The organism is Collinsella sp. AM13-34 (genome assembly GCF_003473055.1).
Taxonomy (GTDB): Bacteria; Actinomycetota; Coriobacteriia; order Coriobacteriales; family Coriobacteriaceae; genus Collinsella.
This window is the reverse complement of the sequence record NZ_QRLE01000005.1, coordinates 20153-43228: the sequence shown is the minus strand read 5'-3', so window position 1 is coordinate 43228 and position 23076 is coordinate 20153. Positions and strand designations below refer to the sequence as shown.

Sequence of the window (23076 nt, the reverse complement as noted above, 5' to 3'; positions counted from 1 at the left end):
CTTCTGTCATCGATGTTCCTAAACCCATTTGCGACGGGCGCGGCGCTCTGTCACGCCCGTCGAGTAATGCCGTGCGGCAAAGGGAGCTCGCGCGCCTTTACGCGTGCCAGATCTCGTCGCGGTACTCGCGAATGGTGCGGTCGCTCGAGAACCAGCCGGAGGAGGCGGTGTTGAGCAAGGCCTTGCGGTTCCAGGTTTCCTGGTCGCCGTAGCTGCCGGTGAGCTTTTCCCATGCATCCACGTAGCTGCGGAAGTCGGCCATGACCAGGTCGGGGTCGTTGTTGTTCATGAGCTCGTTGTAGATGCTCTCGAAGTTGCCCGAAAGACCCGCAAACGTGTTGTCCTTGAGCTCGTCCATCACGCGGCCCAGACGCTCGCGGTCGCCGTTGAGGGTATCCCACGCAAAGTAGCTGTTGGATGCCCAGAGCTGCTCGACCTCGGGAGCGGTCAGGCCAAAGATGGCCTCGTTCTCGCGGCCGGCCAGGTCGGCGATCTCGATGTTGGCGCCGTCGAGGGTGCCCAGCGTAATGGCGCCGTTCATCATGAGCTTCATGTTGGACGTGCCCGAGGCCTCCTTGCCGGCCGTGGAGATCTGCTCCGAGATCTCGGCGGCGGGGTAGATGAGCTGGGCGTTGCTCACGCGGAAGTTGGGGATAAAGCAGACCTTCATGACCTCGTTGACGCGCGGGTCGTTGTTGATGACGTCAGCCACGGAGTTAATGAGGCGGATGGTCTCCTTGGCAAAGGTGTAGCTCGAGGCAGCCTTGCCGCTAAAGATGAAGGTCGTCGGCGTCACGTGGAAGTTGGGATCGGCGATGCGACGGTTGTAGATGTCCATCACCTTCATGATGTTCATGAGCTGGCGCTTGTAGGCATGGAAGCGCTTCACCTGAACGTCGAAGACGGTGTTGGGGTCAATGACCAGACCGGTCTCGGCCTTAACGTAGGCGGCCAGACGCTCCTTGTTGGCGCGCTTGGAGGCACCCACGGCCTTGAGGAACTCGGCGTCGTTCTGGAACTCCTTGAGTTTCTCCAGCTCAAAAGCGTCCTTGAGCCAGCCATCGCCAATGGCCTCGGTCACGAGCTTGGCGTAGGTGGGGTTGGCCTCGGCAAAGAAGCGACGGTGCGAGATACCGTTGGTCTTGTTGTTGAACTTCTCGGGCGTCAGGGCATAGAAGTCCTTGAGCACGATGTTCTTGATGATGTCGGAGTGGATCTTTGCCACGCCGTTGACGCTATGGCTGCAGATCACAGACAGGTTGGCCATGCGAATCTCGCCGTCCCACAGAATGGCGGTCTGGCGCAGACGCTCCTGCCAGCCCTCCTGCGTGGTGTCGAACGACTCGTGCCAACGACGGCTGATCTCGTCGATGATCTGGTACACGCGGGGGAGCAGCTTGGAGAACGTGCCGATGGGCCACTTCTCCAAGGCCTCGGGCAGGATGGTGTGGTTGGTGTAGCTCACAACCTGCGTCACGATGTTCCAGGCGTCATCCCACTCGAGCTTCTTCTCGTCGATGAGGATACGCATGAGCTCGGGGCCGCACATGGCAGGGTGCGTATCGTTGGTGTGGATGGCCACAAACTGCGGCAGCAGCTCCCAGTTCTCGCCGTGCTCCTTCTCAAAGGTGTCGAGCAGGCTGTAGATGCCGGCCGATACAAACAGGTACTCCTGCTTCAGACGCAGCAGGCGGCCGTGCTCGCCGGCGTCGTTGGGGTAGAGGATGGCGCTGATGGCCTCGGCCTCGGCGCGCTCGGCGTCGGCCAGGGCGTAGTCGCCGCGGTTGAAGGCCTCCAGATCGAAGTGCTCCTCGACCGGCTCGGCGGCCCAGACGCGCAGCTTGTTGACGGTCTCGCCGGCATAGCCCACCACGGGGATGTCGTAAGGGACGGCCAGGATGTCCTGCGTGTCCACCGTGCGGTAGAACGTGCGGCCGTCCTCCTCAAAGCCCTCTACATGGCCACCAAACTTGATGGTCACGGCCTTGTCCTGACGACGGACCTCCCAGGGATAGCCGTGCGTGAGCCACTCGTCGGTGGCCTCGACCTGGCTGCCGTTGACGATCTCTTGCTTAAACAGGCCGTAGCGGTAGCGCATGCCGTTGCCATAGCCTGCAATGCCCTCGGCTGCCATGGAATCCAGGAAGCATGCGGCCAGACGGCCCAGGCCACCGTTGCCCAGCGCCGGATCGGGCTCCTGGTTCTCGATGACGGACAGGTCAAAGCCCATGTCGTCGAGCGCCTCGGCAACCATGTCGCGCACGCCAAAGTTGAGCAGGTAGTTGTCGAGCAGGCGGCCGATCAAAAACTCGATCGAGAAGTAGTACACGCGCTTCTTGCCCTCGGCGGTCACACGGGCGTCACTCTTGGTGGCAACGGTGCGCGCCTTCTCGGCCACGAGCTTGGCCAGGGCGTTAAAGCGGTCGAGGTCGCTGGCGGCCTCGACGCTCTTGCCGCTAATGCTCATGACGGCATCGCGATAGAGCTCGGTAAACTCCTGCTTGTTGTCGAAGATCTTATTCATACGTTCCTTTCCCCCGGGATGTTTCTCCCGGAACGGTTATGACTTGTATCCTACGCCCCGGCGGGGCGGATAAGTACAGCTGTAACGGCTTTGTTACGCATTCTTGGCAGGAGCCTTAACAGCGGCTGCCTTAGCCTTGTGAGCAGCCTTTTTAGTGGCTGCCTTTTTGGCCGTGGGCTTAGCCGTGGCTTTGGTGGCGGACTTGGTTGTCTTCGCCTTAGCCGGAGCCTTCTTAGCAGCCGAGGCCTTGGGCTTTACCGAGGACGTGCGCTTCTTGGGCGCAGCCTTGGGCTCCTCAACCACCGGCGGCTTGTAGCTGCTGGGACCGCGGCGCTTAAGCACCACGCCAGCGAGGCCGGGCACCTTAATCTCGATGGAGTCCATCTGCCCGTTCCAGGGATAGGGCTCGCTCGAGCAGGTGTAGGGCTCCTCGCCGGCATAGCCGCTGCCGCCAAACTCGGGACGGTCGGAATCAAAGATAACTTCCCAGTCGCCCTCGCGCGGCACGCCCACACGGAAGCTCTCGTAGCTCGCCGGGTCAAAGTTGATCAGGATCACCAGATCGTCATCGACGTCCTCGCCCTGGCGCACAAAGCTCACGATGGACTGCTTGGAGTTGTCCGCGTCGATCCAGGTAAAGCCGTCGTCGGTGTAACCGCGCTCGTACAGGGCGGGCTCGGCGGTGTACAGGTGGTTGAGCGCCTTAATAAACGCCTGATGATGACGGTGGGTCTCATACTCCTCGGTCAGGAACCACTGGATGGACTCGTAATAGCGCCACTCGATAAACTGACCGATCTCGTTGCCCATAAAGTTGAGCTTGGCTCCGGGGTGCGTCATCTGGTAGAAGGCCAGCGTGCGCAGGCCGGCAAACTGGCGCCACCAGTCGCCCGGCATGCGGCCGATGAGCGAGCACTTGCCGTGTACGACCTCGTCGTGGCTCAGCGGGCAAATGAAGTTCTCGGTAAAGGCATACATAATGGAGAACGTGAGCAGCCCGTGGTTGCCGGGGCGCCACGGAAAGTCGGTCTGCATGTAGTGCAGGGTGTCGTTCATCCAGCCCATGTCCCACTTGTAGTGGAAGCCCAGGCCGCCGTCCTGCGGCGGGTAGGTCACGAGCGGCCACGCGGTGGACTCCTCGGCCATCATCATCACGTCAGGGAAATGGGCCTCCACAGCGCAGTTAACCTGGCGGATAAACGCGCTGGCGTCCAGGTCCTCCTCGGTACCGTACTTGTTGAACTTCTTTTGGCCGGGATCGTCGATGCCAAAGTTGAGGTACAGCATGCTGGACACGCCGTCCATGCGAATGCCGTCCACGTGGAAGTTCTCGAGCCAATACAGCACGTTGGAGACCAGGAAGGAGCGGACCTCGCCACGGGCGAAATCGAACTTGTGCGTGCCCCAGTTGGGGTGAATCTCGTGCTCAAACAGCATGTGGCCGTTAAAGGTGGCAAGGCCGTGGGAGTCGGCGCAAAAACCGCCGGGCACCCAGTCCATGATCACGCCAATGCCCGCCTCATGGCACGCATCGATAAAGTGCATGAGCTGCTGCGGGTTGCCGTAGCGCGACGTGGCGGCGTAGTAGCCGGTCGTCTGGTAGCCCCAAGAGCCATCGAAGGGATGCTCCATAAGCGGCATGACCTCGATATGCGTGTAGCCCATGTCGCGCACGTAGTCCACGAGCTCCACCGACAGGTCGTCGTAGGTGTAGAACTCGCCGCGCTGTGCGGGGAAGGGATCCATGGGGCCGGGGTAGTTGCCATATTCGTCCGGCTCGCCCTGCGGCGCATCGCCGTGGCGCTTCCACGAGCCAATATGCACCTCGTAGATGTTAAGCGGCTGCGTCATATGGTTGTGGCTGGCGCGGCGCTTGAGCCAAGCCGCGTCGTTCCACTGGTAGCCATCGAGGGTCCACAGCACGCTGGCCGTTCCCGGAGGGCACTCGGCCTTAAAGGCGTACGGATCGGCCTTGTAGAGCTTTTCGCCCTCGTTGGTCTCGATGAGATACTTATAGAGTTGGCCCTGCTCGGCGCCAGGAATAAAGCCTTCCCAAATGGCGCTCGTATGTACGGGCACCAGCGGGTTGGCTTCCTCATCCCAACTATTAAATTCGCCAATGACGTGAACGCTCTTTACGTCGGGCGCCCAAACGCAAAAACGCCAGCCGCGCGTACGGTTCTGCGTGTCGGGGTGCGCGCCCATCTTTTCCCAGCTGCGCTCCCACATACCAATGCCAAACAGATAGACATCGTCCTTGGAAAGCTCCGGTGCGTGCGGAGCTGGCTTGCGGGCGGCGGGCTTTTTAGTTGCTGGCTTTAGCTTTGTATCGCTCACGTTTGATCCCATCATGACGCGGCAGCGTGTTGCCTTGGTGACTAGATGCGAAAGGTCCAAGGCTGCACGAATCGAAGGGACGGCGATAGTTCTATGATTCGTTCCACCTCGCGTGCTCGGTGGAACTTTCGGCACGAAATACGATAACACCTGTTCGTTTCTTTTATGGAGAAAAGTGGATTTGCGGCGGTGTTTAATCGGCGAGCGCCATGTTTATACCACTGGCAGAATTGCGATGGTAAAACTCTTGACAGTTTTACCAAATAGGGTTTCTAGACTATTAGATTGACGTTTGGTAAAACGTTTTTAGCAGGTTGTTTACCATTTGACATCGAAAGGTACGTTTATGTCCCAGACCGCCGCTCCCAATGTTGCTTTTATTTTCGATTGCGACGGAACACTGGTTAATAGCACCCCCGTCTGGGGCTATGCGCAGCCCGAGTTATTACGCCGTCATGGCATTGATGTATCGGTCGACGATTTTGCCCAGTTTGAGCATTTGTCGCTCGAGGACGAGTGCCAGGCCTACCACGACACCTGGGGCATTGGCGCAAATGGCGAGGAGCTCTATCGCGAGCTGAGCGACATTCTGATTGATGGGTACTCCAAGGTGCCGCCGCGCGAGGGGCTCCTGGCATTTTTGGAGCAGGCGAAGGCGGCGGGCATTGCCATGTGCGTTGCCACGTCTACGCCAGCCGAGCTGGTTAAGTCTGCGCTTGCGGGCGCCGGGCTCGATGCCTACATGGAGTTTGTTACCACGACGGGTGAGGCAGGACGCTCCAAGCAATTCCCCGATGTGTACGAGCTGGCGTTGCGTCGCCTGGAAGAGCGCCATGGGCACAAGTTTGAGCGCGCTTGGGTGTTTGAGGATGCGGTCTTTGGCTTAAAGAGCTCTGGCTCCGCCGGCTTTAAGCGCGTGGGCATCTATGACCCGCACGGCCGCATGAAGCGCGACGAGGTGCGTTCCAACTGCGATATCTTTATCGACAGCTACGAGGAGCTGGATTTGGATCGCGTTCTTGCATATGAAGGCTAGGCGAGGACTGTGGCTTGCAAAGTATTAGTGGTCTGCGGCTCGCCCGTGGTGGCGAGCGCGGATCTGTTGCGTAGGCTAGCGGGGAAGTGCGATCACGTTGTCGCCGTGGACCGCGGACTCGACGCGCTGCTGGGCGCGGGACTGGGTTGCGACGTATATGTGGGGGATGCCGACACGGTGAGCGATGCAGGTCGCGCTTTGGTCGATGCTGCCAGCGATTTTGAGGTAGAGCGCCACGCCCCGTACAAAGACTATACCGATCTAGCGCTGGCGCTCGATTCCGTCCGCCGTCGTTGGCCGGGTGCCGAAGTGGTCGCGACCTGCGCCACGGGCGGCCGTCCTGATATGGCGCTATCCGTACTGGGGCTGCTCGCGGGCTACGAGGATGCCCCTGTCTGGATTACCGAGGACAAGGTGGTCGCCCGCATCCTTCACATAGGTGAGTCGTGGACCATCGAAAACGCCGAGGGCAAAACCTTCTCTATCATCGCGATCGCCCCCAACACCGAGGTAAGTGAACACGGCCTAGAGTGGGAACTAGATCACAGCCCCCTAGGCCTTTTGGCGGACACAGGTATCAGCAACATAGTCAGGTCAACCGCAAAGATCGAAGTCCACACCGGTACTGCAATAGCGTATTTGTTACGTGAGGGTTTTATCGGGACGGTGGGCTAATTGACTGATTTTGCCGAAGTCAAAATCAGTCAATTCAGCCCCGTCCCAGGAAAACCCGTAAGAAAAAGTTTCAACAAAAACCTCTTGCATCAAAGAAAGTCTTCCCCTATAGTATCTCCTCGTCACGGGGGCGTAGCTCAGCTGGGAGAGCGCTTGACTGGCAGTCAAGAGGTCAGGGGTTCGATCCCCCTCGTCTCCACCATCGTGAATGCAAAGGTCTTCGGAATTCCGAAGGCTTTTTTTGATGCCAAAACACCACGCGCTGCAAACCCCACCTACGCCAACAAAAAGTTGCACAATTTATTTCCCATGTCTGTACTTAGTTTGTTTGACATACGCGATTATCGGCGTAGTTCGCCGCTTCATTTAGGCGTTCAGTAACGCCCCTAATCACCGCCAGTACGTTAATAACCTGCATCAATGTGAACAATTTCCCAAAACAACCCCCTTGAACACGTCAAATGAACGAAATGTTGTCCGGCACAACCAAAATCAGTTTCGTCATCAGCTTGTGCTAGGATACCTAGCGTTACATGAGTTCAACTGTGCTCACGGCTTTAGCAAGCCACAAAGCGCAGGGTCGATCAGCATCCGGCCGTAACGGCGGTGCCAGAAACACCACGAGCTCCAATAAAGAAGTCATGCGACGTTATTTATTTGTAGTGAGTATTATCTCAAATGCAAATAATTAATAGTTGTATGCCAAAACGTAGCAGTCCTACAGCTGTTTGCGTGCGGTCCAGTTTTGTTCCCGCTTGACTGGCTCGCACGCAGCCAGCTGGGGACGCGGTCATTTTGCGATACACGTCCGCGTCTCTAGCAACTGCATTTGTACATACCGTTCACGGTGGGGCAGAGCCACGTGCTTGTCTGACTGGGCTCAGGGTTTGAATATGGAGCGCCTTCGCGCACAAGCGCCCTGGCGAAGCCATACCCAAACCCCGTGAGCCACACGTAAGACAGCAAGGGGGTGGTGCTCGTGTGGTATGTAATCCAGGTCATTAACGGTCGCGAAGACGTAATGCGCGAGCGCATCGAGCGTATGGTGCCTACGAGCGCCATGCAGGAGCTCTTTTATCCCCAATTTCAAACCGAAATTAAAGTACACGGCGAATGGGTCAATACGACCAAGCCGCTCTTTCCCGGTTATCTTATCTGCGATACGGCAGATCCTCGAACCGTGCAACAGTATCTGCTACGCATGGACGACTTTGCCCGGGTGCTTTCTCAGGACGGTCATTTTGTGCCGTTGGCAAAAGAAGAGGTCCAGCTTATTGGCGGCTTTACGCACAGGGGAGACCGCGTAGTGCCCATGAGCGAGGCCCTAAAAGACGGCGACCAGGTCGTAGTGACGGCAGGTCCGCTGTTGGGCCACGAAGGCCTTATCAAAACCATTAACAGACGCAAGAGTACTGCTTATTTGGAGCTCGACCTGTGCGGTCGACGAGTGACTACGCGCGTTGGCCTTGCCGTGCTTTCGGCCGAGCAGCGTGTAATGCGAAACCTTAAAAAGGCGATCGCCTAGCTGCAGGCTGTCGCTACGCAGAACAGGGAGGATCCCCGAGCCGGGGACGAAGTGTTGGAAGAGAACGTGTCGGATAAACCTCAATATGCAACGGATGCGCCCGCGGGGGCGGCGCTCATCGCTCAGGCCATGGAACGGCGTGAGAGCGCCAGTCGCTACAAGGCCATGCAATCCATCATGGACTGGGATCGCTCGCGCCTGGCCTACCGTGCCGTCAAGCGCGCGTTCGACATCGTGTTCAGCAGTGTCGCGCTCGTCGCTATCGCGATTCCAAGCCTAATTCTCGCCGCTGCCATCCGGTTGGAAAGCGAGGGCAGCCCCTTCTACAGCCAGATCCGCGTGGGACAGACCCGCCCCGACGGCAGCCTGACAACATTCCGCATGTGGAAGTTCCGTTCCATGTACAAGGACGCCGACGAGCGCCTCGTCGAGCTAATGGATCAAAACGAGATCGACGGCGCCATGTTCAAGATGAAGGAGGACCCGCGCATCACCAAGATCGGGAAATTCATCCGCAAACATTCCATCGACGAGTTCCCGCAGTTCCTGAATGTGTTCCTGGGCCAGATGTCGGTCGTGGGCCCGCGTCCGCCGTTGCCGAATGAGGTGGCCGAGTACACCGAGTACGACCTGCAGCGCCTGGCCGTGAAGCCCGGCATTACTGGATGGTGGCAGGTTACTGATCGAAACTCAACTGGTTTCGACGGTATGGTCCAGCGAGATCTTGAGTACATTGCGAGGCGTGGCATTCTCACCGACTTAAGGATTATCGCCCTCACCGTTATTGAAGTAATCACGGGAAAGGGTGCGTTTTAGTGCTTAAGTCCTATCATCATTATCCCGAATTAAACCGTGTGCCCGTGATCGATGTCCCGATCACGGGCACCAATATGCCTGAATGCGTCGATTTCATTACCCATAATATCGACAATCTGCATGGCGAGTATATCTGCGTCTCTAACGCCCATACGTCGGTCATGGCCCATGACGATCCCAGCTACTGGTCCTGTCAGGCTGAGTCCGTTATGTCCGTTCCCGATGGGAAGCCCCTATCGGTTGTCGGCCGAAAGACGGTCACGTCGATGGGGCGCGTGACCGGTCCGGATCTGATGCGCGAGATTTTCAGTATTTCCGCTCAGCACGGATGGAGCCATTACTTCTACGGCAACGAACAGAAAAACCTCGAGGCGCTCAAGGAATCGCTTCAGGAAGAGTATCCAGGCTTGGAAATTGCTGGCATGGAGCCTTCCGTCTTTCGTCCGCTTTCCGATGGCGAGAAACGAGACCTTTCACGACGCATTGCCGATTCTGGCGCCGACTTTGCATGGATTGCACTTGGCGCTCCGCGCCAGGAAGTCCTCATGCATGAGCTTAAAGGCGGCCCTCAGCCACTGATGATCGGCGTAGGGGGTGCCTTCAACGTCCTCGCCGGCGTGGTGCCGGAGGCACCGATTTGGATGCAGAACCTAAGTCTCGAGTGGCTATACCGCCTGATGCAGGAGCCGAAGCGATTATTCAAACGATATCTCGTTACTAATACCAAATTTCTCTTTTACCAGTTCACGGGCGCTAAACGCAAGGAAGGCAAGTAGATGAAACCCACCACCGCATTCAAGGACAAGACCCTCATGATCACGGGCGGCACCGGCTCGTTCGGCAACACCGTGCTCAAGCACTTCATGAACACCGACCTGGCCGAGATCCGCATCTTCTCCCGCGACGAGAAGAAGCAGGACGACATGCGCCACCGCCTGCAGGAGAAGTCGCCCGAGCTCGCCTCCAAGGTGCGCTTCTTCATCGGCGACGTCCGCAACGCCCAGAGCGTGCGCGACGCCATGCACGGCGTGGACTACATCTTCCACGCCGCCGCCCTCAAGCAGGTTCCCTCCTGCGAGTTCTTCCCCATGGAGGCCGTGCGCACCAACGTCATCGGCACGGACAACGTCCTGCACGCGGCAATCGACGAGGGCGTCGACCGCGTCGTGTGCCTGTCCACCGACAAGGCCGCCTACCCCATCAACGCCATGGGCAAGTCCAAGGCCATGATGGAGTCCATCATCTACGCCAACGCCCGCAACGGCGCCGGCCGCACCACCATCTGCTGCACCCGCTACGGCAACGTCATGTGCTCGCGCGGCAGCGTCATCCCGCTGTTCATCGACCGCATCCGCAAGGGCGAGCCGCTGACGGTCACCGACCCCAACATGACCCGATTCCTGATGAACCTTGACGAGGCCGTCGACCTGGTGCAGTTCGCCTTCGAGCACGCCAACCCGGGCGACCTGTTCATCCAGAAGGCGCCTGCCTCCACCATCGGCGACCTCGCCGAGGCCGTGCAGGAGGTCTTCGGCCGCGTGGGCACCCAAGTGATCGGCACCCGCCACGGCGAGAAGCTCTTCGAGACCCTCATGACCCGCGAGGAGCGCCTGCGCGCCGAGGACATGGGCGGCTACTACCGCGTCGCCTGCGACTCGCGCGACCTGAACTACGACAAGTTCGTCGTCGACGGCGAGGTCGAGACCCAGGCCGACGAGTCCTACACCTCCCACAACACCGAGAGGCTCGACGTGGAGGGCACCATCGCCAAGATCAAGACCGCCGAGTACGTGCAGCTGGCCCTGGAGGGCCGCGAGCACGAGGCGGTGCAGTAGGGTGCGCGTCCTCGTCACCGGAGCCAGGGGTTTCGTCGGGAAGAACCTCTGCTGCGCGCTGAAGAACATCCGCGACGGCAAGGACCGCCGCGAGAGATACGCGGGCCTGCTCCCGCTCGAGGTCATGGAGTACGACGTCGACTCGACGCCCGGGGAGCTGGACGGCTACTGCTCCCGAGCGGACTTCGTATTCAACCTGGCCGGAGTCAACCGCCCCAAGGACCAGTCCGAGTTCATGGAGGGCAACTTCGGGTTCGCCTCCACGCTGCTCGACATGCTCGAGCGCCACGGCAACACGTGCCCCGTCATGCTCTCCAGCTCCGCGCAGGCGAGCCTGTCGGGCCGCTTCGAGGGCTCGGTCTACGGCGAGTCGAAGCTCGCGGGGGAGGGCCTGTTCCGCGAGTACTCGGAGCGCACGGGCGCGCCGGTGCTCATCTACCGCTTCCCCAACCTCTACGGCAAGTGGTGCCGCCCCCGATACAACTCCGCCGTGGCGACCTTCTGCGACGCCGTCGCCAACGGGCGCCCCTACACCGTGAGCGACCCCTCCGTCGAGCTGGAGCTCCTCTACATCGACGACCTCGTCGAGGAGATGCTGGGCGCGCTGCTGGGCGAGGAGCACCGCTGCGGTTACGAGGGGCTCGAGAGGGTAGAGGGAGACGGGTTCTGCTACGTCCCTAAGACCGACGTGAAGACCCTGGGCGAGATCGTCTACCTGCTGGGCCGCTTCCGAGACAGCCGCGAGACGCTGTCGGTGCCCGACCTTTCCGAGGGGTCCTTCTCCAAGAAGCTCTGGAGCACGTTCCTGTCCTACTACGAGCCGGGGAACTTCGCCTACGGCCTCAGGCCCAACGTGGACGCGCGCGGCTCGTTCACCGAGTTCCTGCGCACGCCGGAGCGCGGCCAGGTATCCATCAACGTCTCGAGGCCCGGCATCACCAAGGGCAACCACTGGCACATGAGCAAGTGGGAGAGGTTCCTGGTGGTCTCCGGCACCGCCTCCATCAAGCTGAGGAAGGTGGGGGAGGACGCCGAGGGAAAGCCGTTCCCCGTCGACGAGTACGTCGTCTCCGGCTCGGACATGCGCGCCGTGGAGATGGTCCCCGGCTACACGCACTCCATCACCAACCTGTCCGACACCGAGGACCTCGTGACGGTCATGTGGGCCAACGAGCCCTTCGATCCCGAGAACCCCGATACCTACTACGAGGAGGTCTAGCCGCATGGGCAAGGACTATTCCGATATCGCATTCAAGGACGACGGCCGCCTGAAGCTGCTCATCATCGTGGGCACGCGCCCCGAGGTCATCCGCCTGTCCGAGGTCATCAAGAAGTGCCGCCGCCACTTCGACTGCCTGCTGGCGCACACTGGGCAGAACTACGACTACACGCTCAACGGCATCTTCTTCCGCGACCTGGAGCTCGCCGACCCGGACGTCTACCTGGACGCCGTGGGCGCGGACCTGGGCGAGACCGTGGGCAACATCATCGCCGTGAGCTATAAGCTCATGGTCGAGGTGCAGCCCGACGCGCTGCTGATCCTGGGCGACACCAACAGTTGCCTGTCCGCCATCGCGGCGAAGCGCCTGCACATCCCCATCTTCCACATGGAGGCGGGCAACCGCTGCAAGGACGAGTGCCTGCCCGAGGAGACCAACCGCCGCATCGTCGACGTGATCTCCGACGTCAACCTGGCCTACTCTGAGCACGCACGCCGCTACCTGAAGGATACCGGCTGCGCCCCGGAGCGCACCTACGTCACAGGCTCGCCCATGGCCGAGGTCCTACGCGCCAACCTTGAGAAGATCGAGGCCTCAGACATCCTCTCTGAGCTCGGCCTTGAGCCCAAGCGCTACATGCTGCTCTCGGCCCACCGCGAAGAGAACATCGACACCGAGGAGAACTTCACTAGCCTGTTCACCGCCATCAACGCGCTGGCCGAGAAGTACGGCATGCCGATCCTGTACTCCTGCCACCCGCGCTCCCGCAAGCGCCTGGAGGCCACCGGCTTCGAGCTCGACCCGCGCGTGCGCATGCACGAGCCCATGGGCTTCCACGACTACAACTGCCTGCAGATGAACGCCTTCGCGGTGGTGTCGGACTCCGGCACCCTGCCCGAGGAGTCCAGCTTCTTCGCGAGCGTCGGCCGCCCGTTCCCGGCGGTGTGCATCCGCACCTCCACCGAGCGCCCCGAGGCGCTGGACAAGGCCTGCTTCACGCTGGCCGGCATCTCCGAGAAGGGACTGCTGCAGGCCGTCCGCACCGCCGTCGAGCTCGACGCGGAGGGGTCGCTGCCCGAGGCGCCCGTTCCCGACTACGCCGACGAGACCGTGTCCACCAAGGTGGTCAAGATTATCCAGAGCTACACCGGCGTCGTGGACAAGATGGTGTGGAGGAAGGCTTAGCCATGGGTCTCGTTTACAAGATTCTCGACGGTGTCTCACGCGCCTATAACAAGCTTCTTCTAATGCCCTCGTTGCGCCGCTCCTTTGCTGCATGCGGCGAGAATGTAACACTCGGTCGTCGCAGTGAGATCTCCGGAGTAGGAAACATTTACATGGGCCATGACGTGTACTTGGGTCCTGAGGCCACGCTACTCACTACTCGCGCGAAAATCCGCATTGGCAACTATGTCATGACCGGCCCCAGGTTGACCATCATCACCGGTGACCATCGCACCGATATTCTCGACCGTCCGATGATGGAACTTACCGATGAGGACAAGCTTCCCGATAACGATCAGGACGTCGTCGTCGGGGACGATGTTTGGATGGGCAGCGGAGTGACGATTCTCAAGGGCGTCCATGTTTCTGATCACTGTGTCATAGCTGCGGGTGCCGTAGTGACTAAGGACGTAGAGCCCGAGTATTCGATTTGGGGGGGGGTTCCTGCTCGCTGCTTAGCTTCGCGGCTTAAAGGATAACAATGGATTCGGTTGACAAAAGAGTACATGCAAAGGTTTTGATGGTCGGCCCAGACCTTTCCCTGCACGGCGGAATCGTCTCCGTCGTGCAGGGTTATCTCGACGGAGACCTTCCCCGGGCATGCGATGCTTTCGAATACCTGGGGACGGGCGTCGGTTCCTCAAAGTTTGGCAAGGTGTTTTCATTTGCTCGTGCATTGGTTGGCTATGCGAGGGCCATGCCCTCCTATGACATCATTCATTTGCACATTAGCGCCCGTGGTTCCTACAAGCGTAAGTCAATTATGGCCCGCATGGCCCATAAAGCTGGCAAAAAGGTGATACTGCACGACCACGACGGGGAGTTTAAGAAGGCCTTTGAAGAGAGCGGATACGTCTATCGTTCTGACGTAAGGAAGACATTTGATATCGCCGACCGAGTTGTGGTTCTGTCGGAAGAGTGGCGTGACTTTTTTGCTGAAAACGTTTGTGATCCAGAGAAAATTCACGTTGTTCATAACGGTGTTAAAGTCCCAAACCAGCCATGCTCGCCTTGTTCGCATCAAGACGTCCTATTTTTAGGACGTCTTGATGCGCGCAAGAGCCCTGACGTGCTCTTGCGCGCATCAAGGGAAGTGCTGAAGCGCTTCCCGGAGACGAAGGTCGTCTTTGGCGGTGACGGCGAGGTCGAGAAGAATGAACGGCTCGCTGAGGAGCTCGGCATTGACGACCGATGTGAGTTTTGCGGCTGGGTCACGGGCGACGAGCGCGAGGCCCTTTTCGAGCACGCTGCTGTGTACTGTCTGCCCTCGAAAAACGAAGGCATGCCTATGAGCGTGCTCGAAGCTATGGCGCGAGGTATTCCGACGATCGCAACTTCGGTTGGAGGTATTCCACAGGTCATCAGGGATGGAGTAAATGGCTACCTTATGCCTGTCGATGATGAATCAAAGCTATCAGGGCTGTTGTGCACGTTGATGGGTTCTGAGGACCTTCGTTTGAGCATCGGTCGCGCCGGCAGGTCGACTATTTCGGGAAGATTTAACGTTAAGAGAAATGTAGATGCGATTGTTCAACTCTACAAGGAGTTGGTGGATTAGTGGTCGAGAGAACACCTAAAACGATTTACTACTGTTGGTTTGGTGATGGGGAGCTTTCTGCGACTGCTCAGAAATGTCTTCTCTCATGGGAAAGATATGCACCTGGCTATTGCATCACACGTTGCGATGAGCGGTTGTTCGATATCGAGTCAACGCCGTGGACTAAAGCGGCCTATGCTGCCGGTAAATATGCGTATGTAGCAGATTATGTGCGCTTCTGGGCCATTTATAACTTCGGTGGGGTCTACATGGACCTGGGGAGCGAACTTGTTCGTGATATAACTTCGCTCTGTGAAACATATTCACCGTTTTCGGCAATTGAAGAATTGTCAAAAACGGTGAATACAGGGTTGATAGTTGCTGCACCGCGTCATAACCCTTTGCTTGCGGAAGTACTTGATGCGTATGACTCCACACAATTCAGTGACGACCCAGGTTTTCTAAATGATCATACCGTTAATCAGATGTTTACTCGCGTTCTCGAGGCTCATGGGTTTGTTCGTGAAGATAGGCTGCAGAAGGCTGTCGGCTGGACGCTGCTACCGTCCTGCTATTTCAATCCCATATACGGCTTAGGCGGATATCACATTAAAAATAACACCTATAGCGTTCATCACTATTCAGGTAGCTGGATTGAGCCTGAATTAAAGATCAAAAAAGAAATTGTTGACGCCTGGTCACCCATTTTGGGACGTCGGCTGGCACAAGTACTTGGAAGGACGTTCGGCGAGATTAAGACCAAAGGCGTCCGAGACGGCATCTTGCAGTTAGCCTTGGTTTCAAAGAGCGTGATTGCAAGAAAGTGGGAAAACGATGGTTGCTAGAACTATCGACATAGCACATTCGTTTACAGGAGAAGCTGGTGCTTCAAAGACAAAAGAAGGCATCCTACAGTTATCAGCCGCTTTCGTTATCGGTTTCATATGCATTTATGTTAAGACGTTTGCATCTATAACGTCATTGATTAGTTTCCCTGATGCCGTCGACAAGGAGCTGCTATTTGCGGGTGTGGCGCTCCTCTCGCTTCATATTGCTTCAAAGTCGAAAAGCTATGGTAAGAGGTTAATTCCTCTCTTACTAGTTCTTCTATCGTCTTTGTATACGTATTTTGTATCGGGAGAGACAGCTCCGCTTTCAGTTTCCCTCATCATAATAGCAGCTGCTACTGCGGGTGATTCGAAATCCCTCATGAGATTGTGGTTTGTAACAACGGCGTTCCTGTCACTATTTGTCATAGCCGTTTACGGGCTAACTGCAATCCTTGATCCCGGTAGCGTATCGTACATACTCAGGTGGGAAAGCGGTGTCGAAACAGCCGTTCGTTTCACGTTCTTTTTCTCGCATCCCAATATGGTGGCCGCTCTTGTAATGATGATGTGCGGAGCATATATGTATCTGAACTATGACAGTATAGGATTTCGTACCTATGTTCTTATCCTTGCTGTAGCTGCGACTGTGCTACTCTTTACCGATTCCAAGACGTCCACGGCTCTGATTGTGTTATCAGTTGTTTGCTTTGCATGCCAGAAACAATGGAGGGTTTTCGAGCGCAGCGGATTGAGGGAGCTCGTGGGCATACTGCCGATTATCTTTTTTTTCATAGTCTATTTATTGGCTGGTCCTTTGTACAGCGACTCACTGGGTCAAGCGCTTACGGGCAGAGTGTCTCTATGGCATTACTGTCTTGAAAACCAGGGCGTTACATTGTTTGGTCAATTTTTTGTCCCTACGAAATCTATTGGTACAAATGGTTGGACGTTCTACTACACAACCTTAGATTGCGCTTATGCTTCAGGATTGCTTGTATTGGGTCTTTGCTTCTCAGCGTTCTTTTGCAGCTGTGTTTATAGGCGTGTCAAAAAGAATGATCCTCAGCTTGCATCAGAGCTGCCCCTGATTTTAGTGATGTTGCTTTTCGGTTTTACTGAAGTACACGTCTTTAGCATTGTAATTTGTGCCCCTTTGCTGCTGCTCTCCGGGGGGATTTTGCCTCCTGAACATTCGTGAACATTTCTCATCGTATATAAGAATTGCTGGTAGACAATGATTTACGCACCTATTATTATTCCAACTCTAAATCGAGACGAACACTTAAAACGCCTCCTTGATTCGCTTGCACTAAATGGGTGGGCTATTTATACAGACGTGTATATTGCTGTTGATTATCCTCCAAGCGATAAATATGTTGAAGGTTATCATCGCGTTTGTGATCTATTAGATCATTTTGATGGCTCGACATTCAACAGCTTTAATGTTGTGAAGCGCGATTTTAATCTTGGGGCCGGTGTAAATGGTCATGAATTAATTGAGGCTTTGATAAAGCCTCGTTACGACAGGTGGATTTACTCCGAAGACGATCTTGAGTTCTCGCCAAATTTTATTGAATACATGGACAAGTGCCTTGACCGTTTTGCCGACGACGATGGAGTTTATAGCGTCTGCGGCTACTCGTACCCCTTGAATTGGAATCTTTCGGAAGGTTCTACTGTATTTATGACCCAGGCCACCTATTCGGCTTGGGGGACTGGACAATGGCGTGATAAGCACCAAGAGGGCCGTGATGCTATCGTCCATCAACACTATTTATTCAGTAACGCTGATCGGGCGTTTAAATCGGGTATAGTAGACGCAATGATTCCAGGTCGAAAATCTGAGTATGTATCGTATGTAATGCTTGGTGCCTGTGAGAGGGAAATGGAAACAGCGACAGACATGGCTTTTGGTCCCTATCTCCTGCTTTCCGACAAAAAGGTTATTGTTCCTGCCGTATCTAAGGTTCGCAATTTAGGTTTTGATGGATCTGGTGTTAATTGCTCCTCAATCGATAGTTTTACGGGCAAGCATTCTTTAGATTATGATTATTCATCGCAGCCCATCGACCAGTCTGCGACTTTTGAATTGAGCATTGATGAAAGCCCTGACCACATTGCTGCTAATCATCGTTTAATTGGTAATTACTTATATGTTTCACCCAGATTACAGCTATCTGAATTTATAGGACTACTTCTATATAAAGTTTTCGGTCTTAAAGGCCGGAGCTTAGGTCGCTTTTTTTACTTGAATATTAGAAATATATATAAAAAAATTAAACACTAGCACTTTTTACGGCACTATATCTTTTTTAGTATGAAAGGTCTATTAAATCAGATGGATGTAAGTCTCAAAGAGCGAACAATTTCATCCCTGATATGGAAGTTTCTCGAGAGGGCAGGGAACCAGCTCGTACTGCTACTAGTCCAAATCGTAATGGCTCGAATTTTGACCCCAACAGATTTTGGCGTCATTGCGATCATTCTTGTCTTTATTAATCTGGCAAATGTCTTTATTCAATCGGGACTCGGGACAGCACTTGTTCAATCGGAATCTGCGACTGAGGCTGATTATTCAACCGTTTTCTGGATAAGCTTCGCCATTTCTTTTGTTTTGTTCGTCGCTCTCTATTTTTTTGCACCTGCTGTATCTATCGCTTATGCTGAACCTCGTTTAACCTGGCCGCTGAGGATTCTTTCTCTCACCCTTCTTATCAATGCCTACAATTCGGTTCAAATCGCCGTGGTTCAACGCTCGCTTCAATTTGACCGAACTTTTAAGGCTACCGCCTGGTCTGTCTGCATTTCGGGAGCACTTGGAATCGCATCTGCGTTATTGGGCTTCGGTATTTGGGCATTGATCGTTCAACAATTATTCTATCAAACGGTTAATTGTGTCTCCTTATATATTCAGACCCGCTGGATTCCCAAGTTTGAGTTTGGTTTGTCACGAGCTAAGGAGCTCTATTCTTTTGGATGGAAAATCCTAGCTTCTAATTTATTAAACCAAGGGTACCTGAGTCTTTACGACCTTGTTGTTGGTGCGCAGTTTTCTGTTGGTCAACTTGGATTGGTCTCCCAGGGAAAAAAATATCCTTCTGCTCTTGGCAGCATGCTAGACGGAGCTATTCAGCCCGTTATGATGTCTGCTGTTTCGAGGGTTCAGTCTGACTTGCCGAGTGTAAAGAGGTTAACTCGACGCGCTTTGAAGACGTCGACTTTTGTAATTGTGCCCTGTATGACCTTGTTTGCTGTGGCAGCTAAGCCTGTTGTCCTGATTCTGCTTGGGAATAAATGGCTACCGTGTGTACCGTTTCTTCAGATTTACTGCTTCGTATACGCCTTACTCCCCATTCATTCTTCAAATCTATCTGCTTTGTGTGGAATGGGACGAAGCGATATTAACTTTCTTCTCGAAATAATTAAAAAGCTGCTGGGAATGACTGTACTTTGTTTTGGTGCATTTGTATTTAATAATATTTATGTTCTGGTTGGCTCAGCTTTGTTTACTGGAGTTATAGGCACTTTTATTAACAGTTTTCCCAATAAATCAATTATTGGTTATTCCTACCTTGAGCAGTTAAAAGATATTGGGCCTTCCTTTATTTTCAGTTTATTTGCCGGATTTTGCGCTCTATTTGCTGGCTCTTTCTTTTCAAATCCATATTTAGCGATTCTTATCGAGTGCCTAATTATGGGAATTCTTTACCTCGGCCTATCCAAAGCCCTTCATCTTGAAGCTTTTGAATACCTCATTAATACTGCTCGCGATTTTATTGGCACTAAACGTCACTAGTTTTATACGCCTTTAAACCTTAGGTGTTGTCTTAGCAGCTCCTTTGAACCTTGAAAACTGTATTACACGCCAACAAGAGGAAGGAAACCTCATGAGCGACCGTATACTCGTCACACGTTCCTCAATGCCTGAATTTGAGGAGTACTGCGAGGAAATCAGACCCCTGTGGGAGAGTCATTGGCTTACTAACATGGGTGTGGAGCACAAAAAGCTCGAGAGCGAGCTTAAGGAGCGTTTGGGTACGCCCAATGTTTGCCTGTTCACCAACGGGCACAACGCGCTCGAGTGCATCCTTGAGGCCCTAGACCTTCGCGGTGAAGTTATTACCACCCCCTTTAGTTTTGCGTCCACAACGCACGCCATTTCACGCAAGGGCCTTACGCCCGTATTTGCGGACGTTCGCGAGTCCGATTGCACGCTCGATCCGGAATGTATCGAACGTATGATCACTCCTCGAACCTGCGCTATCGTGCCCGTTCATGTTTACGGTAATCTGTGCGATGTTGATGCTATTCAGGAGATTGCCGACCGCCACAGCCTCAAGGTTATCTACGATGCGGCCCATGCTTTTGGCGTTGAGCGCAACGGAGTTTCCGCGGCGGCATTTGGCGATGCGTCTATGTTTAGTTTCCATGCCACCAAGGTGTTCAACACCATAGAGGGCGGTGCGGTTTGCTTTAAGGATCCCTGCCTTTACGACACTCTTAACCAGTGGAAGAACTTTGGCATCACAGGGCCTGAGGACGTTGAATATGTTGGCGGTAATGCCAAGATGAATGAGTTCTGCGCTGCCATGGGTGTATGCAACCTTCGACATCTTGACGACGAAATTGCTAAGCGCAAGGTTGTTGCCGAGCGCTATTGGGATCGCCTTGAGGGCCTGCATGGTGTTCGTATTTTCCGTCCCGCTGATGGTGTTAAAGCAAATTATGCCTATCTGCCTGTGATTATCGACCCCAGCAAATTTGGTGCCACGCGCGATGATGTCTTCGATGCTCTCGACGCTGCCGGTGTTGGTGCGCGCAAGTACTTTTATCCGCTCATCAACGACTTTGCCTGCTATCGCAGCGTCTACTCCAGCGATCGCACACCCGTTGCACAGAAACTCGCCTCTCAGGTGCTCACGGTCCCCATGTTCGCAGATCTTGCGCTAGAGGACGTTAATCGTATCTGCGACGTAATCGCTCAAGTTGGAAGGAAATAACCATGCAGAAAACCCTTTTACTCCTTGGTGGCGCTCGTTATGCAATCCCTGTAATCAACGCCGCGCACGATCTTGGTGCCAAAGTTGTTACGTGCGATTATCTTCCTAACAATTACGCCCATCAGTTTTCTGACGGTTATATAAACGCGAGTATTATCGACAATGAGGCTATTCTTAAGGCAGCAGAGTCTATTAATGTTGATGGCATCATGTCATTCGCTGCAGACCCCGGAGTGATATCCGCCGCGTATGCTGCAGAGAAACTTGGGCTTCCTTTCCAAGGATCTTATGAGTCTGTTTCTATCCTGCAGGATAAAGAGCGGTATCGTTCATTCCTTCGCGACAATGGTTTCAATTGCCCTGAGCTTCATATATTCAGCTCTGTTCAGGATGCAATCGATCATGCTAAAACCATTACTTATCCTATTATAGCCAAGCCCGTGGATTCTGCTGGTTCCAAGGGCTGTACGCGCGTTGACTGTGCCGATGATCTTGGGGATGCTGTTAAAGTGGCGCTTTCTTTCTCGCGTGCTGGCCGTTGTATTGTCGAACAGTTTCTCGAGAAACTGGGAGACAGTTCCGATGCAGACGCATTCCTTGTTGATGGTAAGTTTAAGTGTGTATCGTTTACCTCCCAGTTGTTCGACTCATCCGTTCCAAATCCGTATACCCCCGCGGCCTATGTAATGCCTTCTAGCATGCCCCAGTGGGCTCAGTCGGAGCTTGTTTCTGAGCTGCAGCGTCTTGCGGATCTTCTTCATCTGGGAAGTGGAGTTTTTAATATCGAGACTCGCGTGGCATCGGACGGAAAAGCCTACATTATGGAGAGTTCTCCTCGTGGCGGCGGTAATCGTCTGTGTGAGATGCTCCGTTATGCTACGGGTGGCAAATGCGATCTTGTTCGCGCGAGCGTACAGGCTGCTTTGGGCTTGACCGTCGATGAGTTATCTATGCCTGTTTACGATGGGTACTGGTATCAGCAGATGCTCCACTCAGACCATTCGGGCATCTTTTATGGAATGAAATATGCTGCAGGCTTCCGCGATTCACATGTTGCCGAAGAGCAGCTTTGGATTAATTCGGGAGACCATGTAGAGTCGTTTACCGCCGCAAACCATGCGTTTGGCTCTGTAATGATGCGATTTGATTCAGAGTGCGAAGTTAACGATTTTCGAAATAACACTTTGAAATATTTTTCGGCTGAGGTGGCATAATGGCTGCACAAACAACTTTATTGGTTTTGGGCGGCAAGCCTATTGGTTCATGTGAAATTGTTAAGTACGCTAAATCCCGCGGCGCCCATGTGATCGTTGCTGACTGGCTTGATCCTGAGCAATCTCCGGCTAAGCTTTTGGCTGATGAGTCGTGGAATGTGAGCACCGCTGATCTCGATGAACTTGAAAAGCGATCTCGCAATGCCGGAGTTAATGCGGTGCTCACTGGAGTTCACGAGTTTAATATCGAAAAGTCCCTCGAGCTGTGCGCTCGGCTTGGTTTGCCCTCATGGTGTTCTTTAGGCCAATGGCGTTCTTGCTGTGACAAGGGGCAGTTTAAGGCCCTATGCTTAAAACATGGGATTGATGTTGCCCGTCGTTTCGATGCGTCTGATATCGAGTCGATTCCTGAGGACTGTTACCCGTTGGCCGTAAAACCTCTCGACGGTAGTGGCAGCCGTGGCTTTTCAAAGTGTTCAAATGTTGATGATGTTAAGCGTGCGCTTTCTGAAGCCAAAGAGCATTCCTTGACCGGACAGGTGCTCATCGAAGAGTTCATTGATGCTAATGCCGTCATCATTCAGTACACTGCTCGTTCTGGTCGAATCGTCTACTCGGGAATTACGGATAAGTTCTCGTTAAAAGCGGGGGATACTGGCGCGCCAGTAATGGCTCTTCAGATCGCTCCTTCTATTCATGAGGCGGAATATCTAAATAACGTTAACGAAAAAGCCAAAAAGATGTTTGAATCTATTGGTATTTCCGACGGTCCAATCTGGATTGAGGCGTTTTATAAAAACGGACGTTTCATCTTTAATGAGATGGGTCTGCGATTTGGCGGGTCTATGACCAATTTACTGGTTGAAGCTCTATCTGGCATTGACCAAATGTCCGTTCTTTATGATGCGGCCGTGGGGTTGCAAGACGGCAAAATTGAGCCTAAGCCAAAGAGTGATTGTCTCTACGCAATTTGGCCGATACATCTAAGACCTGGAAAAATCAAGTCAATCAGTGGGATGGATAAAGTTTCGGCTCTTCCATCTTTTGCCGCATGCACTATGGTCCACGGTGTGGGTGATTTGATCGAGGACTGGGGCAGTGCGCAACAGGTGCTGGCGTATCTGCACTTCCGGGATTCAAGTATTTCTGGGCTCATGAGCGGAATGAAACGCGTTAAGGAATTGCTTTCGGTCAAGGATGAAGGCGGCAACGAATTGCTTTACTCGCTTTTCGATCCGAATTCCACTTCCTCATACCCTGATTTTCTTGTCTCGCAGCTTGATTCATGTGAAGGCTAGGTGCA

At 54.5% G+C, this 23076-nt stretch carries 19 protein-coding genes and 1 tRNA gene; 18 read left to right on the top strand and 2 right to left on the bottom strand.

From position 1 onward, the window contains the following. Positions 1-97: 97 nt before the first annotated feature. Positions 98-2524, bottom strand: a complete 2427-nt coding sequence (locus tag DW151_RS02900) for a glycogen/starch/alpha-glucan phosphorylase (RefSeq protein ID WP_118334361.1) — start codon at positions 2522-2524, stop codon at positions 98-100. A gap of 93 nt (positions 2525-2617) precedes the next feature. Continuing rightward, positions 2618-4876 carry a 1,4-alpha-glucan branching protein GlgB gene (gene glgB, locus DW151_RS02895; protein WP_118334360.1) on the bottom strand — a complete coding sequence of 753 codons (2259 nt, stop codon included), beginning with the start codon at positions 4874-4876 and terminating at the stop codon, positions 2618-2620. A 331-nt stretch (positions 4877-5207) separates the two neighbouring features. On the opposite strand from glgB, the gene DW151_RS02890 reads away from it, so the two are divergent. The 18 genes from DW151_RS02890 to DW151_RS02810 all read left to right on the top strand — a co-directional run bounded on the left by DW151_RS02890 (position 5208) and on the right by DW151_RS02810 (position 23071). Continuing rightward, the gene (locus tag DW151_RS02890; RefSeq protein WP_118334358.1) at positions 5208-5897 is read left to right on the top strand and encodes an HAD family phosphatase; all 690 of its coding nucleotides are present in this window, start codon (positions 5208-5210) and stop codon (positions 5895-5897) included. Positions 5898-5906: 9 nt separating this feature from the next. Continuing rightward, positions 5907-6572: a thiamine diphosphokinase gene (locus DW151_RS02885; RefSeq protein ID WP_118334357.1), complete on the top strand. Its 666-nt coding sequence runs from the start codon at positions 5907-5909 to the stop codon at positions 6570-6572. Positions 6573-6698: 126 nt separating this feature from the next. After that, positions 6699-6774 (top strand) — tRNA-Ala (locus DW151_RS02880). Positions 6775-7551: 777 nt separating this feature from the next. Continuing rightward, positions 7552-8097, top strand: coding sequence for an antiterminator LoaP (loaP, locus tag DW151_RS02875; RefSeq protein ID WP_233543306.1), 546 nt, complete (start codon positions 7552-7554; stop codon positions 8095-8097). A 66-nt stretch (positions 8098-8163) separates the two neighbouring features. Beyond that, the gene (locus DW151_RS02870) at positions 8164-8913 is read left to right on the top strand and encodes a sugar transferase (RefSeq protein WP_233543304.1); all 750 of its coding nucleotides are present in this window, start codon (positions 8164-8166) and stop codon (positions 8911-8913) included. Continuing rightward, a complete protein-coding gene (locus tag DW151_RS02865) occupies positions 8913-9689 on the top strand; it encodes a WecB/TagA/CpsF family glycosyltransferase (RefSeq protein ID WP_199579886.1) in 777 nt (258 codons plus the stop codon). The genes DW151_RS02870 and DW151_RS02865 overlap by 1 nt, the downstream gene beginning before the upstream one ends. After that, positions 9690-10748: a polysaccharide biosynthesis protein gene (locus tag DW151_RS02860; RefSeq protein ID WP_118334354.1), complete on the top strand. Its 1059-nt coding sequence runs from the start codon at positions 9690-9692 to the stop codon at positions 10746-10748. It abuts the gene before it with no gap. A gap of 1 nt (position 10749) precedes the next feature. Beyond that, positions 10750-11967 carry an NAD-dependent epimerase/dehydratase family protein gene (locus DW151_RS02855; RefSeq protein ID WP_118334352.1) on the top strand — a complete coding sequence of 406 codons (1218 nt, stop codon included), beginning with the start codon at positions 10750-10752 and terminating at the stop codon, positions 11965-11967. Between the two features lie 4 nt (positions 11968-11971). Further along, positions 11972-13153 carry a non-hydrolyzing UDP-N-acetylglucosamine 2-epimerase gene (wecB, locus tag DW151_RS02850; protein ID WP_118334351.1) on the top strand — a complete coding sequence of 394 codons (1182 nt, stop codon included), beginning with the start codon at positions 11972-11974 and terminating at the stop codon, positions 13151-13153. Positions 13154-13155: 2 nt separating this feature from the next. Beyond that, positions 13156-13671 (top strand): DapH/DapD/GlmU-related protein, encoded by a 516-nt coding sequence (locus tag DW151_RS10870; protein WP_118334350.1) that lies wholly within the window; start codon positions 13156-13158, stop codon positions 13669-13671. Positions 13672-13673: 2 nt separating this feature from the next. Then, the gene (locus DW151_RS02840) at positions 13674-14750 is read left to right on the top strand and encodes a glycosyltransferase family 4 protein (RefSeq protein WP_118334349.1); all 1077 of its coding nucleotides are present in this window, start codon (positions 13674-13676) and stop codon (positions 14748-14750) included. Next, on the top strand, positions 14750-15574 hold the full coding sequence (locus DW151_RS02835; RefSeq protein WP_118334348.1) for a glycosyltransferase family 32 protein: 825 nt from the start codon (positions 14750-14752) through the stop codon (positions 15572-15574). Before DW151_RS02840 ends, DW151_RS02835 begins: the two co-directional genes overlap by 1 nt. Further along, positions 15564-16757 carry a hypothetical protein gene (locus tag DW151_RS02830; protein ID WP_118334347.1) on the top strand — a complete coding sequence of 398 codons (1194 nt, stop codon included), beginning with the start codon at positions 15564-15566 and terminating at the stop codon, positions 16755-16757. Before DW151_RS02835 ends, DW151_RS02830 begins: the two co-directional genes overlap by 11 nt. A 36-nt stretch (positions 16758-16793) precedes the next feature. After that, on the top strand, positions 16794-17846 hold the full coding sequence (locus tag DW151_RS10485) for a glycosyltransferase family A protein (RefSeq protein WP_147351751.1): 1053 nt from the start codon (positions 16794-16796) through the stop codon (positions 17844-17846). 51 nt (positions 17847-17897) lie between these two features. Beyond that, positions 17898-19355, top strand: coding sequence for a lipopolysaccharide biosynthesis protein (locus DW151_RS02825; RefSeq protein WP_158571642.1), 1458 nt, complete (start codon positions 17898-17900; stop codon positions 19353-19355). Positions 19356-19446: 91 nt separating this feature from the next. Then, on the top strand, positions 19447-20559 hold the full coding sequence (locus tag DW151_RS02820; RefSeq protein ID WP_118334345.1) for a DegT/DnrJ/EryC1/StrS aminotransferase family protein: 1113 nt from the start codon (positions 19447-19449) through the stop codon (positions 20557-20559). Between the two features lie 2 nt (positions 20560-20561). Beyond that, entirely contained in the window at positions 20562-21773 is a 1212-nt protein-coding gene (locus DW151_RS02815; RefSeq protein WP_118334343.1) for an acetyl-CoA carboxylase biotin carboxylase subunit family protein, read from the top strand. Further along, positions 21773-23071 (top strand): ATP-grasp domain-containing protein, encoded by a 1299-nt coding sequence (locus DW151_RS02810; RefSeq protein WP_118334342.1) that lies wholly within the window; start codon positions 21773-21775, stop codon positions 23069-23071. Before DW151_RS02815 ends, DW151_RS02810 begins: the two co-directional genes overlap by 1 nt. The last annotated feature ends 5 nt before the right edge of the window (positions 23072-23076 follow it).